Consider the following 16892-nt stretch of genomic DNA (forward strand, 5'->3'; position numbering starts at 1 on the left):
TCCCGGTGCGGGATCGGTGACATCGTCAAACCTATGTCGCTCTCCCTGTCCGGGCAAGGAAAACAGTCGTCCACTGTCGACGTTCACACTGCTGAACCGCTACGAAACATTTGCGTGCCAACAGGTCCGTGACAGACGTGTCAAATGGACTCTTCGAACAAGTGCAGTGGAACCGCGTCGGCGAGCGCCTGGTAGCCGGCCGGTGTCAGGTGGAGGTGGTCGCCCTCGTCGTAGGCGGCACGCAGGCGGCGCGGGTCGTCCGGGTCGCGGACCGCCGCGTCGAAGTCGAGCACGGCGTCGAACACCCCGCCCGCGCGGATCCACTCGTTGACCGCCTGACGTGCCGCTTCACGGTGGCCGTCCGGGTCGTCGTACGCCTCGTTGCCGCCCAGCGGTGCCAACGTGGCCCCGTACACCTTGATGCCGTGCGCGTGGGCGCGGACCACGATCTGCTCGTAGGCCGCGCAGAGGTCGTCCGCCACCTGCTTCTGCGTGACGGCGGTGGCGTGCGCGGTGGCGATGTCGTTGATGCCCTCGAACACCGCCAGCCAGGCCACGCCGGTCTGCGCCAGCACGTCGCGGTCGAGGCGGGCCAGGGCGCTGGGGCCGATCCCGTCGGCGAGCACCCGGTTGCCGCCGGTGCCCTGGTTGAGCACGGCGACGCCCGAGGTGGTGGGGTGCGCCCGCAGCCGGGCCGACAGCCGGTCCGGCCACCGGTCGTTGCCGTTCGTGGTGGAACCCCGCCCATCGGTGAGGGAATCGCCCAAGGTGACCACGGCGGCACCGCCCCGTTCCGACCACACCTCGATGCCGCTGAGGAAGTACCAGTGGTCGGTGGTCGTCGCGCCCGGCAGGTCGTCGGCCGCCACCCGGTCGCCCGCCGCGACGTGGGACGTCGTGCGCGAGCCGGGGTGCGAGGTGACCAGGTCGGACGCCTGCCCGTCGGCCAGGTGCACCGTCACGGTCAGGTTCGCCTCGGCCCCGACCGGGAAGTCCAGCGGGTCCGACACCACCTGCGCCCCGACCGGAACGACGACGCCGGCGCGGCCGTGGAACGTGACCGGGCGGGCCGACCCCGGCTCGATCGCCGCCACCCCGGCCCGGCCGTCGACCGGCCGCGCCACGGTCACCGCCGTGATGGGCAGGACCGCGCCGCCGAACGCGTTGGAGAAGCGCAGCCGCAGCCGGTCGCCACCGACCGTGACGCGCGCGGTCTGCCGCAGCGTGGCGTCGGCGAGCACCAGGCCCTCGCGGGTGAACGGCGCGGGCGGCAGGTTGTCCGGCTCGGTCACCTGCGGTGCGGACACCCACGTGTGGACCCAACGGCCGACGGGTGATGCGCTGGAACTCATGATCGGGGGACCTCCGCAACTCTTGCGGGCGAACACGGATTCGGTGGGACGCTACCTGCCCGCGCCGGCACCGCGCCGACGCCCGTGAAGTGCTGCCCACCGACCCGTGCCGCACGATCGTGTGGTCCTGTCACCTCCGCTGCCACGCCGCAGTCCGGCGATCTCCGGTCGACAGGCGGGAAAGCTGCCCACCGCCGCCCGCCTGGCCCACCTCGGTCACCCGCTACGTCAAGCACCGCAGCGGGAAGGTGGAGGCCACCACCCACTCCACGAGCGGCGCGCACCCCTGGCTGCTGATCCCGAAGGCGTGGACGACCGCGGCTACCTGTTCAGCATCCAGCCGCTCCAGACGTGGAAGAAGGCACTCGGTCACAGCGGCGGCGAGTTCGACCTCGACCGGGAGCACGACCAGCCGGCACCTCGACGCCCCCTGACCGGCCTCGTGCCGAGCGCGGAGCGGGGCCGCCTTGCGCCAACCGGGCGACCCTGGTGTGAGGCGACGCCGGGGTGGGAACCGTCCCGGTGACGTCGTCGGGCGCGGGGAGGCGGCATGCGGGGGCTCTCGGGCACGTCGGTGCTGGTCACGGCCGCGCTGGTGCTCGCCGGGTGCGGCGGGCTGGGTTCGCGCTCCGCCGACGCGCTGGTCACCATGGGCTTCGGGCTCCCCGACGAGCACGCCACGGCACGCGTGGCCGTGTTCCGCGAGGGCAACCCGGACGTCGACCTGCGGATCAGCGAGGGCGCGTTCGACGAGCAGCAGTTCCTGTCCGCGGTGGCCGCGGGCGACCCGCCCGACCTGGTGTACGCGGAACGGCGCAAGCTGGGCGGCTACGCGGCGCGCGGCGCGGTGCAGAGCCTGGACGGCTGCCTGCGCGCGCACGGCGTCGACCTCGGCCGGTTCCGGGAGGCGGCCCTGCGCCAGGTCACCTACGAGGACGAGGTGTACGGGCTGCCGGAGTTCTCCAGCGTCCGGCTGATGATCGTCAACAACCCGGTGGTGCGGGCCGCGGGCCTGGACCCGGCGGCGCTCACCACGGCCGACTGGGCCGCGATGGGCGCACTCGCCGACCGGCTGGCCCGGGTCGACGGCGGTCGGGTGGAGCGCATCGGGTTCGACCCGAAGGTCCCCGAGTTCCTGCCGCTGTGGGCCAAGGCGAACGGCGCGGAGCTGATCGGGCCCGACGCGCGGCTGGACGACCCGCGCGTGGTCGAGGCGGTCCGCCACACGACCGACCTGGTGGCGCGGCAGGGTGGCTGGGCGTCGTTCAAGGCGTTCCGCGACACGTTCGACCAGTTCGGCGCGAACAACCAGTACGCGACCGGCCAACTGGCGGCGATGCCGATGGACTCCTGGTACGTCAACACGCTGGCGACCAACTCGCCCGACGCCGACGTGACGATCACGCCGTTCACCGACCGGGACGGACGGGTGCTGACCGAGTCCGGCGGGCAGGCCTGGGCGATCCCCAAGGGTGCCAGGCACCCGGAGCAGGCCTGCCGCTTCCTGGTCACGATGACCGACACGGAGACCTGGGTGACCGCCGCGAAGGCGCGGCGGGACGCGCTGGCCGAGGCCGGGCGGCCGTACGGCGGCACGTTCACCGCCGACCGGGTCGCCGACGAGCGGATCTTCCGCGAGGTGTTCGACCCGAAGGGCAACCCGATCCTGGAGCGGGGCGTGCCGGTGGTGCTGTCCCTGCAGGACGAGGCCTTCGCCCTGCCACCGAGCCCGGCCGCGAGCGAGCTGGTGCGCGCCTGGGAGGGCGCGGTGAACCGGGTGCTGGTCGGGCAGCAGAGCCCGGAGGAGGCCATGGCCCAGGCGCAGCGGGAGGCGGAACGGGCGCTCAAGCGGGTGGGCGGGAGGTAGTGCCGTGACGGTCAGCCGACGTGAGGCGCGGGCGGGGTGGTTGTTCCTGCTGCCGTGGGTGGTCGGGTTCCTGGCGTTCACCGCCGGACCGATGCTGTTCAGCCTCTGGCTGTCCCTGACGCACTACGACATGCTCAAGCCGCCGACGTTCGTCGGCCTCGAGAACTACCGCGAGGCCATGACGGACCAGCGGGTCGGCACCGCGTTGTGGAACACGGTCTTCTACACCGCGCTGCACGTGCCCGCGCAGATCGTGCTGGCGCTGGCCCTGGCGAGCCTGCTGCGCCGCGCCGGTCGCGGCGGCGGGTTCTTCCGCACCGTCCTGTACCTGCCCGTGATGACGCCGCCGGTGGCGCTCGCGGCGATGTTCCTGTTGCTGCTCAACGGTCAGCACGGCGCGATCAACGGATTCCTGGGCTGGTTCGGGTTCCAGGGCCCGAACTGGACCACCGACCCCGCGTGGATCAAGCCCGGGCTGGTGGTGATGAGCCTGTGGACGGTCGGCAGCACGGCGGTGCTGTACCTGGCGGCGCTGACCCGCGTCCCCGTGGAGCGGTACGAGGCGGCGCGGCTGGACGGCGCGAGCCCGTGGCGCCAGTTCTGGCACGTGACGCTGCCCGGCATCAGCGGCACGGTGTACTTCACCGCGGTGGTCAACACGATCGCGTCCCTGCAGGTGTTCACCGAGGCGTACGCGATGTTCTTCGGGGCGCGGGCGAAGGCCTCCGCGGAGGGCGACGCCGCGTTGTTCTACGTGATCCACCTGTTCCAGGAGGCGTTCGGGTCGCTGCGGATGGGGTACGCGTCGGCGTTGGCGTGGGGTTTGTTCGCGGTGATCGCCGTCATCACGGCCGTGCAGGTGCGGTTGTCGCGCCGGTACGTGCACTACGAGGGTGATCGGTCGTGAAGCGCGTCGGGGTGTGGGTGGCGCTGCTGGTCGTCACGGTGGCGTTCGGCTACCCGTTCTGGTGGCTGGTCAGCGCGTCGTTGAAGGACCGGGCGCACGTGTTCGACAACGCGCTGCTGCCCCGTCCGTTCACGCCGGGCAACTACGTCGAGGTGTGGCAGGCGGTGCCGCTGCTGACGTGGATCGGCAACAGCGTCGCCGTGGGGCTGGCGGCGGCGGTCGCGGCCACGGTGACCAGCGCACTGGTGGCGTTCGGGTTCGCCCTGTTCCGGTTCCCCGGCCGCAACGCGCTGTTCGGCGTCGTGCTGGCGACCATGATGCTGCCCGCGGCGGTGACCATGGTGCCGGTCTACCTGGAGTGGCACGCGCTGGGCCTGGCGACCACGCAGATCCCCCTGTGGGCGCAGAACCTGTTCGGCTCGGCGTTCTACATCTTCCTGCTGCGCCAGTTCTTCCTCGGCCTGCCGGGCGAGGTGTTCGACGCGGCGAAGGTCGACGGTGCGAGCCCGTGGCGGTTGTTCACGTCGATGGCGCTGCCGCTGGCGAAGCCGGGCCTGGTCGTGGTCTTCGTGTTCGAGCTCAAGGCGGCGTGGACGGACCTGGTCAAGCCGTTGATCTACCTGCGCGAGCCGGAGCTCTACACGTTGCCGCGCGGGCTGAAGGCGGTGCTGGACCGGTTCGGCGAGGGCGGCGAGGAGCAGTGGGAGCTGGTCCTGGCCGCGAGCGCCATCGCGACCGTGCCGATGGTCCTGCTGTTCCTGGTGGCGCAACGGCACTTCGTGCGCGGCACGGTCACTCAGCACGTCGAGTGACGAGCGGGTTCAGCACCAGGCCGAGGACGTTCGCGGCGGTGGCGCTGGACAGCGCGATGCCCCAGCCGACCGGGCCCAGCGGCGTGCAGCCGAAGAACCGGCTGACGCCGGGCGTCTGGATCACGGCGCCGAGCGCGGCGGCCGACCCGAGGCTCGCGGCCAGCACCGACCGGTCCAGCCCGCCGGTGACGAGGGTCTGCCCGAGCTGGGTGCCGACCAGCGCGGCCAGCGCGACCGTGCTCGCCCGACGGGACCGGCCGGTGAGGCGGGCCGCCGTCCACGCCGCCGTGGCGCCGAGCGTGGTGGTGATCGCGCGGGCGGTGATGTCCTTGGTCAACGCGCTGCCCAGCGACGAGGACGGTCCCTCGCGCAGCAGGTCGGGCACGGACTCGCGGGCGGGCAGGCTCAACGCGATGGCGAGCGCGGGCGCGAGGTCGGTCAGCAGGTTCACCAGCAGCAACTGCCGCGCGGTCAGCGGCGACCGGCCGGTGAGGGCCGAGCCGAGCACGCTGAACGCGATCTCGCCGAGGTTGCCGCCGAGCAGGATCGCCAACGCCTCCCGCACCGACGCCCACATGGCGCGGCCCTCCACCAGCGCGGAGATGATCGTCTCCAGGCGGTCGTCGGTGACGACCAGGTCGGCGGCGGCCCGGGCGGCCGGCGTGCCGCGCCTGCCCAGCGCGATGCCGACGTCGGCGAGCCGGATGGCGGGCGCGTCGTTCGCGCCGTCGCCGGTCATCGCGACCACCCGACCGAGCCGCTGGTAGGCCTCGATGATGCGCACCTTCTGCGCCGGGGTGCAGCGGGCGACCACGTCCACCGAGGGCAGCAGGGCGTCCAGCTCGTCGTCGGCCAGCTCGTCGAGCCGCGAGCCGGTCACCACGGTTAGGTCGTCGTCACCGCTGACCTCGCCGGCGATCGCCTCCCCGGTGGCCGGGTGGTCGCCGGTGATCATCACGATCCGCACACCGGCCTCGCGCAGCTTCGCCGCGGCCGGGGGCGCGCCGTCGCGCACGGGGTCGGCCAGCGCGACGAAACCCAGCAGGGTCAGGCCGCGCACGTCGTCGTCGGTGATCGAGTCGCCTTCGGGGCCGGTGCGTTCGGCGACGGCCAGCACGCCGGTGGCCGCGACCGGCCAGCCGTGCCACCCGCTCCCCCAGCCGGCGCAGCTCACCGGGGTCGGCGTCGCAGCGCGGCAGCACCGTCTCCGGTGCGCCCTTCACGCTGAGCACCCGCTTCCGACCGACCCGGCCGACGGTCGCGTGGTAGCCGCGGGACGGCTCGAACGGCAGCGCCTCGACCAGCGCCCACCCGCGCGCGCCGGTCGTCGGGCCCACGCGTGCCCGCCGCGCGCCCTCCAGGACGGCCCGGTCGGTCTGGTGGGCCAGCTCGTCCGGGTCGTCCGCGGCCGGCGTGGCGCGGACGGCGGCGGCCATCACCCGGCGCAGCTCGTCGTTCAGCTCGTCCGGGTCCGCGCCGCGGCGGCCGTTGTCGACGCGGCTCACGGTCAACCTCCCCTCGGTCAGCGTGCCGGTCTTGTCGAAGCACAGCACGTCGACGCGGCCCAGCGCCTCGATCGTGCGCGGGTTGCGGACGAGCGCGCCGTGCTCGGCCAGCCGTCGCGCGGCGGCCAGCTGGGCGGCGTTGACCAGGAACGGCAGCCCCTCGGGCACCGAGGCGACGGCGAGGTTCACCGCCGCGCCCATGCTCTGCCGCAGCGGCACGCCGCGCAGCAGCCCCGCGCCGGTGACCGCCGCCGCCGAGCCGAGCGCCACGGGCAGCGTCTTGCGGGTCAGGTCGGCCAGCCGCGCCTCGACGCCCGTGGTCGGCGTGTTGCGGCGGGCCGCGGCCATGCCGCGGCCGACCTCCGTGGCGTCACCGGTGGCGACGACCACGGCCAGCGCGTCACCCGCGGCGATCGTCGTGCCCTCGTAGAGCATGGACGCCCGGTCGGCCGGCTCCGCGGCCACCACCGGGGCCGGGTCCTTGGTCACGGGCAAGGACTCGCCGGTGACCGACGACTCGTCCACCTCCAGCCCGTCGCCGTCGAGCAGGCGGCAGTCCGCGGGCACCACGTCTCCGGCGGCCAGGCGCACCACGTCGCCGGTCACCAGCTCGTCCGCCGTCACCTCGCGGTCCCGGCCGTCCCGGACCGCGGTGGCGCGGACCGCGGAACGGCCGAGCAGCGTGGCCAGTGCCCGGTCCGTGACGACCTGCTGCACGCTGCCGATCAACGCCGACACGCCGACCACCCCGGCCACCAGCGCGGCGTCCACCGGAGACCCGACGGCCGCCGACACGGCCGCGCCGCCCGCCAGCACCGGTGTGAGCGGGTTGGCCAGCTCCGCCAGGAACGCGCTGCCCAGGCTCGTGCCGACGGCCTGCCGCCCGGCGGACGTGCGCTGCCTGCGCCGCGCCTCCTCCCCGGTCAGCCCGTCGCGGCCCGAGCCGAGCCGGTCCAGCACGGTCGCCGCGGGCATCAGGTGCCACGGCTGGGACGACGCGGGCGTGACGACACCGCGTCCGCCGGACAGCCGCCTTGCCCGCCACACGCCGTCCACGAACGCGATGGCCGACGCGCCGTCGACCGCGCGCGCCGCGTTCCGGGCGGGTGCCGGACCGCGGGTGCTCAACGCGCTCACCGCACCGATACCGCTCGCCGCTTGCGCGAGCGTGATCGCGTCCCGGCTCACCCGGCGCGCGGCGGGCACCGCCTCCACCAGCAGCACGGCCGCGTCCAGGTCGCGGGCCACGACGTGCGCGCCCCAAGGCGGCGGCACGCCGTCCCGGTGCACGCCGACGCCGCAGTCCGCCGCGCCGAGCGCCCGGCGGTTGTCGGACACGACCAGCACCACGTGGTCGTTGCCCTGGAGTTCCCGCACCGCGCCGACCAGGCCGGTGCCGGACGGCACGACCTGGTCGGCGCACCGGATCGGCGGGCGGTCGCGGTCCGTGGCCACGACCACCCGCAACCCCGCCTCCCGCGCGGCCGAGGCGAGCGCGTCCACCGCGGGCGGCGTCTCCACGTCCACCGCCAGCACGGCTTGCAGCCTGCGGTCCTTGGTCAGGCCCAGCACGCCCGCGTGGCCGGCGAGCTTCCGTTGTTCACGCACGCCCCGGCGCCCCCGAGGGTCGAGGCGGTCGATCGGGCCCAGCTCCCACTCGTCGTCGCGGCGCACCGCCGTCACGTCCTCGGGGTCGAACAGGGCGAACGCCCGCTCGGCCGCATCCGCCGGTGCGGTGCCCGGCAGCGGCACGAGGTCGCTGAGCACCGACCGGCCCGAGCCGAGCGCGGCCTCGTCGAGCACCAGCACGTCCACCGCGTCCAGGCGGCGCAGCACCGAGCGTTCCATCACCAGTGCGTTCCTGGTGGCCAGTACGCGGCCCAGTTGCGCGGCGAACGCGGCCTCGCCGACCGCCGGCGCCTTCGGCAGGCTCGCCACACCCAGCGCGGCGGCTCGGCGCAGCCCGGTGAACGGGATCGCCGCCGCCGTCGCCGCCGCACCCGCCGCCAACGCCCGGCGCGCGTAGCGGTCGGCCGGGCTCTCGGGGAAGGGGCGAGGCCGTTCGACCACGATCGGCTCGGCCTCGGCGTCGTCGGGGCCGCCGATCAGGTCGGCTTCGGCGGCGCACCACGCCCGCTCGTGCGCCTTCACCTCACGCCACTGCTGCACGCGTTGGGCGATGTCGAGCACCGTGCCCTCGCTGCGTGACGCGAGGCCGTGCACGAGGGCGGCCACGACCGACGTCGCGGTGTCCGCCCGTTCCCGACCCTGGAACCGTCCGGCGACCAGCTCGCGCAGCTTGGGGTGCAGGTCGACGGCGGCGATCAGCGCGCCCAGCTCGCCCGGGACCGGGGCCCACGGCGCGATCCGCGTGATCGCGGCCAACGCCAGGCCCGCGGCGTCGGCGGCGAGCGTGGGCAGCAGCCGGGTGCCTTTGAGGCCGTCCGCCGGGTGGTGCAGCTCGTCCTCGACCAGCCGCTCGTCCTCCGTCGCGGGCTCGGCCTCGGCCCGGCGCACCAGCTCGACCAGGTCCTTCGTGGCGGGCGCGGGGTCTTCGACGGCGACGATCACGCGCGCGGACGGTGCGTTGACGCGGGCCCAGAGCACTCCGGGGTGGTCCTCCAGGGCGCGTTCGACGCGGCCGGCCACCTGCTTGCCGCGCGGGCCGTGCACGCCGTGCGCCTCGATGTGCAGGCGTCCCGGGCACGACCACACCCTCCGCCGCTCGCGGCTCAGCACCGCGGTCTGCTCCAGCGGGGCCAGGACGAGCCCGACCAGCCCCTTGGCGATGCCGCCTGCCGCGCGCACCGGGTCGATGCCGAGGAGGTTCACCGTGCCTGTCTTCCCGATCGGCCGGGACCTATGCGCCACGATCGGGCGGTGGGCACCGCGCGGGCTCAGTCCACGAAGACCAGCTCCGCCCACACCGTGGTGAAGCTCGCCTGCGTCAGCACGCCCCAGCGCTCGGACAGCCCGGCGACCAGCGACAACCCGGCCGACGACGACCACGGGGCGGCGGGGCGGACGGCCCGGTCGCGCACGCTGACGACCAGTGCCTGCCGCCACCGGTCCAGCACGAGTTCGAGCACGTACGGCGGCGAACCGTGCCGTCGGGCGTTGTCGTACAGCTCGCCGACCACCAGCCCGACCAGCAGCACGTCGAACGCGGGCCAGCCCTCCAGGTGGTCGTGCAACCACCGCCCCACCTCGTCGGGCGGGGTCGAGTCCTCGTCCTGGACGACCAGGACAACCGTGTCGTGGCCGGCCGTCACGCCCCGAGCCTCCCACCACCGCGCCCCTGCGCGCCTGACGACTGCCTTGCGATCGCCGAGCGGTTTGCCGCGCCGGGGTTCGGGTAGGCCGAGGGCGCGGAGGGAGCCATGAGCCGTTACGGGGACGAGGTCGCGGCGATGGCCGCGCCGTTGCGCGACGCGGGCGACATCGACGTGCTGCTCGACCGGGTGGGTGACGCCCGGGTCGTGATGCTGGGCGAGGCCAGCCACGGCACGCACGAGTTCTACCGGTGGCGGGCCGAGCTGACGAAGCGGTTGATCGCCGAGCGCGGCTTCTCGTTCGTGGCCGTGGAGGGCGACTGGCCCGCGTGCGACCGGGTCGACCGGGCCGTGCGCGGGCTGCCGGGCGCACCAGGCGACCCGCGTGCCGCGCTGGCCGCGTTCGACCGGTGGCCGACGTGGATGTGGGCGAACGAGGAGGTCGTCGACTTCTGCCGGTGGCTGCGTGCCCACAACGCCGTGCCGGCGGCCGAGGAGCGGGTGGCGTTCCACGGGCTCGACGTCTACTCGTTGTGGGAGTCGCTGCGCGAGGTGCTGACCCACCTGCGCGAGCACGACCCGGATGAGGTGCCCGCCGCGCTGGCCGCGTACCGGTGCTTCGAGCCGCACGGCGAGGACCCGCGGGAGTACGCGATCTCCACCCGGTTCGTGCCGCGGGGTTGCGAGAACGAGGTGGTGGACCTGCTCGTGCGGCTGCGGCGGCACGCGGCGGCCGACGGCACGGGCCGGTTCGGCGCGTGGCAGAACGCCGAGGTCGTGGCCGGCGCGGAGCGGTACTACCGGGCCATGGTCGGCGGGCAGTCGTCGTGGAACGTCCGCGACCGGCACATGGACGAGACCCTGGCCCGGCTGCTCGACCACCACGGGCCCCGGTCGAAGGCGGTCGTGTGGGCGCACAACACCCATGTCGGCGACGCCCGTGCCACCGACATGGCCGGCTCGGGGTTGGTCAACCTGGGGCAGCTCGCCCGCGAGCGCCACGGCAGGGACCAGGTCGTCCTGGTCGGCTTCGGCACCCATCGCGGGACCGTCATCGCGGGCGAGGCGTGGGGTGCGGGCACCAGGGAGGTGGCGGTGCCGCCGGCCCGGCCGGGTTCGCTGGAGGACGCGCTGCACCGGACCGCGCCCGCGGCGGCCCTGTTCGTGTTCCCGCGCGACGACCGGCCCGACCTGCTCACCGCCGTGCTGCCCCACCGGGCGATCGGCGTCGTCTACCACCCGGATCGGGAGCGCTGGGGCAACTACGTGTCGACCGTGCTCGGTGAGCGCTACGACGCGTTCCTGTGGTTCGACGAGAGCCGGGCCGTCCGGCCCCTGCCCGTGCGCCGGGTGGACGCGTTCGAACCCGAGACGTATCCGAGCGGTGTCTGAACGTCATCGGTTGCCCGGAGGCTGACCAGGAAAAACGAGAGCTTGATAACATCGTGTCACGGCCACCGCGCGCCGTCCGCTCGACAAGGATGGCACCGTGACCAAGGCACAGAGAATCGCAGCGGCGTGGGCGAGCCTGCCCGCACCCGAGTTGACCGACCAGGTCCGCCTCCTGGTCAAGGCCCGTGACGCCGCCGCGCGCGCCGTCTGGTCCGCCGTGCGGGAGGACCCCGTGATCGCCGCCCGCGTGCGCGGGGCGTTGGCGGGGTTGAAGGCCGAGTACCGCGGTCACCGCGACGAGGCCATGTGGTTGATGTGGATCGGCCAGGTCCAGCAGCAGCTCGCCGTGCAGCAGACCGCCGCGCCGGTGCTGGAGAGCCGGGTCGACGAGGTGCCCGAGCTGGAGCCGGTCGTCGAGGAGTGGGCGCCCCGCCGGGAACCGACCACGCCGCGCCCGGCCGGCGACGCACCGCCCGTGCTGTTCCAGGAACCGGCCTCCACCGCGAAGTAGGGCGTCACCCGCACGCCGGGCCGCGACCGGCCACCGGCGATCGTGACGTGGCGCACACACCGGGACGGACCTCGCGGCCGGCTGGGCGGAGCGCGATGATGCCGGTGGGCCGGACGGGCGCGCCGGCGGAAGCGAGGGCGAGCCGTGGGGGCGACCGGCACCCGGCGGGTGGTGAGCCAGGACCAGGTGCTGCGCGGCGCCTGCCGGTTCTTCCTGCGGCACGGTCGGGTCGAGATGGACGCGTTGGCGGCCAGCCTCGCCATCAGCCGGGCCACGCTGTACCGGGTCGTGCACAGCCGGGACGTGCTGCTGGCCGACGTGCTGTGGGTGTTGGCCGACCGGCTGCTGGCACGGGCCCGGCGGGAGCGCACCAACGGCGGCGTGGAGGGCGTGCTGGAGGTGACGCGCCGGTTCGTGGCGGAGTTGCGCGCGGCCGGGCCGTTCCGGGCGTTCCTGCGCGGTGAGCCGGAGACGGCGGCGCGGGTGCTGTTCAACCACTCCGGGGGCGTGCACCGGCGAGCCGTGTCGGCGCAGAAGGAGATCCTGCTCGAAGTCGACGGCGGGCCGTGGTCGACGGCGGCGCTGGACCAGGTGGCGTTCCTGTACGTGCGGATCGTCGAGTCCGCCCTGTACGCCGAACTGCTCACCGGCGCCCCGCTGGACCCCGCCCTGGCCGAAACGGCCGCCCGCACGGTGCTCCTCCAGCGCCCCTGATCCCTTGCTGCGACGGCGGTCTCACGATGGGCCCGCGTGCTGGTGCGCCCCGTGCGCGGCCGGCTACGGTCGGCGATGATCCCATCCCCCATCGCTGTGGGAGCCGGTATGCCCCGTTCACCCTGGCGCCGCCTCGGCCTCGCCGCGGCCGTGCTCGGTCTGGTCCTCCCGACGTCCGTCCCCGCCTCCGCCTCACCCGCCGCGCCCGTGCCCCGCGTCGTCGGCCCGCTGCCCGGCACCGTGCCGGGCGACCGGCTCGCCGACCGCATCGAGGACACCCACCCGTTCTTCTCCACCCCCGACGACCTGGCCGCCGCCGGCTACGTCGAGCAGGAGTTCCACCTCTTCGGCACGGCCGACGGCTTCGCGCCGGACGGCACGGAGGTCGCCACCGCCGTGCCGTACGCGACCCGCGTCATCGTGCGCCGCCCCGCGCACGCCCGGGACTTCACCGGCACCACGCTGGTCGAGTGGCAGAACGTCACCGCCGGGTACGACCTGGACGCCCTGTGGAACGCCGAATCGGTCACCCGCGCCGGCCACGCCTGGGTCGGCGTGTCCGCGCAGCGGGTCGGGGTCGACCAGCTCAAGACCTGGAGCCCGGCCCGGTACGGCGCCCTGGACGTGACCGGCGCGGGCCGGTTCACCGCCGACGAGCTGTCCTACGACGTGTTCACCCAAGCCGGTCGCGCGATCGACTCGGGCGCGGTCATGGGCGGGCTGCGGACCAGGACGCTGCTGGCCGTCGGCGCGTCCCAGTCCGCGGGGCGGATGACCGTGCTGTACGACCGGGTCCTGCCGCAGCGGCGACCGGTGTTCGACGGGTACGGCTTCATCGTCGGCCCGGCGCCGACCCGGGTCGGCGCGGAACCCGTCTTCCAGGTGCTGTCCGAGACCGACGTGCGGACCACGCAACGCCCGGCCGACACCGACCGCTTCCGCCGCTGGGAGGTCGCCGGCGCGGCCCACTCCGGCTACGAGGGCCAGACCTACCGCGCCCCCCTCTCCGAACGCGACCTCGGCGGCGCGCCGCAGTACGACTGCGACCGGCCGCCGTTCAGCCGGATCCCGCTGCACCACGTCACCGCCGCCTCCTACGACCACCTGCGCCGCTGGGTCGAACGCGGCACGCCGCCGCCGACCGCCCGGCCGCTGGAGTTCGAAGCGGACGGCGTCACCAAGAAGCGCGACGCGCTGGGGCTCGCCCTGGGCGGCATCCGGTTGTCGCAGCTGGCCGCGCCGCGCGCGCTGAACACCGGCGACAACTCCGGCGAGACGTTCTGCCGCCTGTTCGGCACGCACGTGCCGTTCGACGAGGCGACGCTGACCCGGCTCTACCCCGACCGCGCCGCCTACGTGCAGCGGGTCGTCGCCGCGGACGTCGCAGGCGTCCGCGCGGGTTACCTGCTGCCCGCCGACGCGCGGCGGAACCTGGCGGACGCGATCGGAGAAACGCGATGAGGATCCCGCTCGCGGCGCTGATCGTCGCACTCGTCTCGACCGTCGCGGCCGCGCCCGCCCGGGCCGACGCGCTCACCCCGATCGTCTTCGTCCACGGCCAGCAGGGCTCGGCCCAGCAGTGGCAGTCCAACGCCAAGCGGTTCTCGGTCAACGGTTACCCCGACGCGCTGCTGCACGCCTTCGAGTACGACACGAGCATCCCGACCAACGACCACGCCATCGCGGGCCTGGAGGCGTTCATCGCGGGCGTCAGGGCGAGGACCGGTTCGTCCACAGTGGATGTCATCGCGCACTCGCGCGGCACGACGGTCATGCACACCTACCTGTCCGTGCCCGAACGGGCCGCGGCGGTGCGGAAGTACGTCAACGTCGACGGGCGGTCCAGCGCCACGCCACCCGGCGGCGTGCCGACGTTGGCGCTGTGGGGCAGCCTCCAGCCCAACGGCTCCATCGGCGGCGCGACGAACGTGCACCTCACCACCCTGGGCCACACCGAGACCACCACCTCGGCCGACGGCTTCGCGCACGTGCACCGGTTCCTGCGCGGCCGGTCCGCGTGGACCACCCGCGTGGTGCCCGAGCTGCCCTCGCTGGTCCGGATCGCGGGCCGGGCGACGTACTACCCGCAGAACGCGGGCGTCGAGGGCGTGGTGCAGGTCTGGCAGCTCGACAGCCGCACCGGCGCGCGGGTCGGCACGCCGAGGCACAGCGTCCGCACCGGCGCGGACGGCTCGTTCGGCCCGTTGCCGGTCAACGGCCGCGAGCACTACGAGCTGGTCGTGCTGCGCGAAGGCCAGGTGCCGCACCACTTCTACTTCGAGCCGTTCGAGCGCAGCGACCGGTTCGTGCGGCTCCAGGTGTCACGGCCCGGTGGCATCACCGACAACATCGACCGGTGCCCGGGGCACAGTGCGCTCACCGTCGTCCGCAACCGCGAGTGGTGGTCCGACCAGCCCGACAGCGACCGGTTGGAGCTCGACGGCGTCAACGTGCTCGAACCGGCCGTCTCGCCGAAGCTGCGCCAGGTCATCGCCGCGTTCGCGTTCGACGACAACTGCGACCGGGCGTCCACGCCGGGTGTCGTGCTGCCGCCGTTCACCACGCTGCCGTTCCTGACCGCGGTCGACGCCTACCTGCCCGCCCAGGCCGCCGGCGGCGGCACGATCCGCATCACCCAGACCTCGCGCGGCAGCGACGGGCGGACCCGCACGATCGCCGTGCCGAACTGGCCGTCGGACACGCACTCGGTGACCGTGCAGTTCAAGGACTACCTCGACAGCGGAACCGGAGGCCTGCGCGCGACGTCCCCCTGATCGACGAGGAGGGCGATTCACGGCTGGACGTGTGGCGCGGTGGCGGTCCCCTTGGTGGACCGCCACCGCGGCGTCGGTGCCCGTGACGCTCACGGCTGGGCGGCGCCCCCCGCCCGGCGGTTGCTTCACCACGGCGGCGGTCGCCTTCGCTTGCCGGCTCGCGGTCGGTCCGACCCGGCCGGCTCACGGCCGGTGTCGCGCCGGTCGTGGAGCCGGACCGGCGGCTCGGCGACCAGCGGGTCGGGTTGTTCGAGGTCGACGTGGACGTCGACCGGCCGAACGGGTGCACGGTGCTCACGGTGGCCGACGCGGGGCTGCTCGGCCCGACCGGCTGGGCCCACTGCCCGGACCGGGTGCCGGTGAGCGCCAAGGTCGACGGGTACGAGTACGTGCCGCTCGACGGTCCCTGACGAGTTCACGTTGGACTGGTGATCGCGCCGCTCAGGCGGCGTCGGTGGCGGTCCGGCTGATGCGGTCCGGAGTCGCGAGGGTGCGCGCGTACTCGCGGAGCAGGCCGGGCACCGCATAGCGGTCGCCCGCCCGCCTGGCGACCAGGTGCGCGTCGGACAACCGGCGCAACGCCGACCGTGCCGCACCCGGCGCCAGGTCCGCCGTCACCGCCACCACCGACGCGGACAGGTCGCCGGAGAACGCCAGCAGGTGGAACACCCGCCGCTCGACATCGCCCAGCGCGTCGTACGAGTACCCGAACGACACGTCCAGCCGGGCCCGCGGGTCGTCGAGCACGCCCAGCGCGGCCAGCCGGCCGTCCACCCGCATCTCCGCGACCAGGTCGGCGATCGGGGTGCGCGCGTCGCGGTCCAGCGCGCCGGCGGCGATCCGCAACGCCAGCGGCAGGCCGTCGCACAGGTCGGCCAACGTCCCGGCCGCACCCGACTCCTGCGCCACCAGCCGCTCCCCCGCCGACCGCGCCAGCACCCGCACCGCGTGCCCGCGCTCCAAGGCGCCCACACCGACCGACCGGCCGCCGTCGTGCACGGTCAGCCCCACCAGTCGGTCCCGGCTCGTCACCACGGTGCACGAGGCACGTCCGCCCGGTCTGAGCAGCCGCACCTGGTCGGCCGACGCGGCACCGTCCAGCACCAGCACGATCCGGCGGTCCGCGACCACCGACCGGAACAGGGCGGCGGCCTGCTCGTCACGCGACGGCACCGCGCTCGCCGGCACGCCGAGCCCGACCAGCAGGTGCGCCAGCGCCACACCCACGCTCACCGGCTCACCCGGGCCGTGCCCGCGCAGGTCCACGTACAGCTGCCCGTCCGGGAACCGGCCGGCGGACCCGTGCGCCCAGTGCACCGCCAACGCGGTCTTGCCCGTACCGGGCCCACCGGTCACCAGGACGAGCCCGCGTTCCCGACCGCCGGTCGCCTCGTCCAGCTCCGCCAGCTCACGGTCGCGCCCGACCAGCTCGGCCGGCCCCGGCGGGAGTTGGCGGGGTGGCACGGGCAGGCACGGCCCGGTCGCCGCGCGCGCACCGGGGTCCGGGTCGGGCGCGGTGATCCGGGCCCGTGCGGCCAACCACGCGGCCACCTCGGCGTCGTCACCGCCGCACGCCCGCACGAACGTGGTCAGCAGGTCGACGGCCGGGAGGGTGGTGCGGCGCAGCATGGTCGCCACCGTGCTCGGCGGCAGCACCTCACCGCACTGCCGCGCCCGCCGGTCCAACTGGCGGTAGGACAGCCCGGCGACCTCCCGGCGACGTCTGAGCAGCAGCAAGTACTCGGTGCTGCCGCGGGCACTGCTCGGATCCACTGCCGTCATGACC

General features: G+C 74.4%; 15 protein-coding genes. 9 read left to right on the forward strand and 6 right to left on the reverse strand.

The features are described 5' to 3' along the window. Positions 1-140 precede the first annotated feature (140 nt). A complete protein-coding gene (locus FHX81_RS02840) occupies positions 141-1352 on the reverse strand; it encodes an SGNH/GDSL hydrolase family protein (RefSeq protein WP_141975068.1) in 1212 nt (403 codons plus the stop codon). 223 nt (positions 1353-1575) lie between these two features. Further along, complete coding sequence (locus FHX81_RS02845; RefSeq protein ID WP_141975069.1) at positions 1576-1758, reverse strand: hypothetical protein; 183 nt, start codon at positions 1756-1758, stop codon at positions 1576-1578. A gap of 144 nt (positions 1759-1902) precedes the next feature. Between FHX81_RS02845 and FHX81_RS02850 the strand changes: the two genes are divergently transcribed. The 3 genes from FHX81_RS02850 to FHX81_RS02860 are packed head-to-tail and all read left to right on the forward strand — an operon-like array spanning position 1903 to position 4938. Beyond that, complete coding sequence (locus FHX81_RS02850; protein WP_141975070.1) at positions 1903-3219, forward strand: ABC transporter substrate-binding protein; 1317 nt, start codon at positions 1903-1905, stop codon at positions 3217-3219. 4 nt (positions 3220-3223) lie between these two features. After that, complete coding sequence (locus FHX81_RS02855) at positions 3224-4126, forward strand: carbohydrate ABC transporter permease (protein ID WP_141975071.1); 903 nt, start codon at positions 3224-3226, stop codon at positions 4124-4126. After that, on the forward strand, positions 4123-4938 hold the full coding sequence (locus tag FHX81_RS02860; RefSeq protein ID WP_141975072.1) for a carbohydrate ABC transporter permease: 816 nt from the start codon (positions 4123-4125) through the stop codon (positions 4936-4938). The genes FHX81_RS02855 and FHX81_RS02860 overlap by 4 nt, the downstream gene beginning before the upstream one ends. Here the strand turns inward: FHX81_RS02860 and FHX81_RS42785 are convergent. From FHX81_RS42785 to FHX81_RS02870, 3 genes are all read right to left on the reverse strand, one after another. After that, positions 4919-5953 (reverse strand): HAD-IC family P-type ATPase, encoded by a 1035-nt coding sequence (locus FHX81_RS42785; protein ID WP_342787256.1) that lies wholly within the window; start codon positions 5951-5953, stop codon positions 4919-4921. The genes FHX81_RS02860 and FHX81_RS42785 overlap by 20 nt on opposite strands. Continuing rightward, complete coding sequence (locus FHX81_RS02865) at positions 5835-9275, reverse strand: HAD-IC family P-type ATPase (protein WP_342787159.1); 3441 nt, start codon at positions 9273-9275, stop codon at positions 5835-5837. The genes FHX81_RS42785 and FHX81_RS02865 overlap by 119 nt, the downstream gene beginning before the upstream one ends. A 65-nt stretch (positions 9276-9340) precedes the next feature. Continuing rightward, positions 9341-9715, reverse strand: coding sequence for an ATP-binding protein (locus FHX81_RS02870; RefSeq protein ID WP_141975073.1), 375 nt, complete (start codon positions 9713-9715; stop codon positions 9341-9343). Between the two features lie 108 nt (positions 9716-9823). Between FHX81_RS02870 and FHX81_RS02875 the strand changes: the two genes are divergently transcribed. The 6 genes from FHX81_RS02875 to FHX81_RS02900 all read left to right on the forward strand — a co-directional run bounded on the left by FHX81_RS02875 (position 9824) and on the right by FHX81_RS02900 (position 15516). Then, entirely contained in the window at positions 9824-11107 is a 1284-nt protein-coding gene (locus FHX81_RS02875) for an erythromycin esterase family protein (RefSeq protein WP_141975074.1), read from the forward strand. 97 nt (positions 11108-11204) lie between these two features. Beyond that, on the forward strand, positions 11205-11618 hold the full coding sequence (locus tag FHX81_RS02880) for a hypothetical protein (protein ID WP_141975075.1): 414 nt from the start codon (positions 11205-11207) through the stop codon (positions 11616-11618). A 144-nt stretch (positions 11619-11762) separates the two neighbouring features. After that, positions 11763-12332: a QsdR family transcriptional regulator gene (locus FHX81_RS02885; RefSeq protein WP_141975076.1), complete on the forward strand. Its 570-nt coding sequence runs from the start codon at positions 11763-11765 to the stop codon at positions 12330-12332. Positions 12333-12440: 108 nt separating this feature from the next. Further along, complete coding sequence (locus FHX81_RS02890) at positions 12441-13793, forward strand: alpha/beta hydrolase domain-containing protein (RefSeq protein WP_246107594.1); 1353 nt, start codon at positions 12441-12443, stop codon at positions 13791-13793. Next, positions 13790-15106, forward strand: a complete 1317-nt coding sequence (locus FHX81_RS02895) for an alpha/beta hydrolase (RefSeq protein ID WP_141975077.1) — start codon at positions 13790-13792, stop codon at positions 15104-15106. The genes FHX81_RS02890 and FHX81_RS02895 overlap by 4 nt, the downstream gene beginning before the upstream one ends. A gap of 206 nt (positions 15107-15312) precedes the next feature. Next, on the forward strand, positions 15313-15516 hold the full coding sequence (locus FHX81_RS02900; RefSeq protein WP_141975078.1) for a hypothetical protein: 204 nt from the start codon (positions 15313-15315) through the stop codon (positions 15514-15516). Between the two features lie 31 nt (positions 15517-15547). Here FHX81_RS02900 and FHX81_RS02905 read toward each other — a convergent pair whose 3' ends face one another. Further along, a complete protein-coding gene (locus tag FHX81_RS02905; RefSeq protein ID WP_141975079.1) occupies positions 15548-16888 on the reverse strand; it encodes an ATP-binding protein in 1341 nt (446 codons plus the stop codon). Positions 16889-16892: the final 4 nt, after the last annotated feature.

This window comes from Saccharothrix saharensis, assembly GCF_006716745.1.
In the GTDB taxonomy this organism is placed as follows: domain Bacteria; phylum Actinomycetota; class Actinomycetes; order Mycobacteriales; family Pseudonocardiaceae; genus Actinosynnema; species Actinosynnema saharense.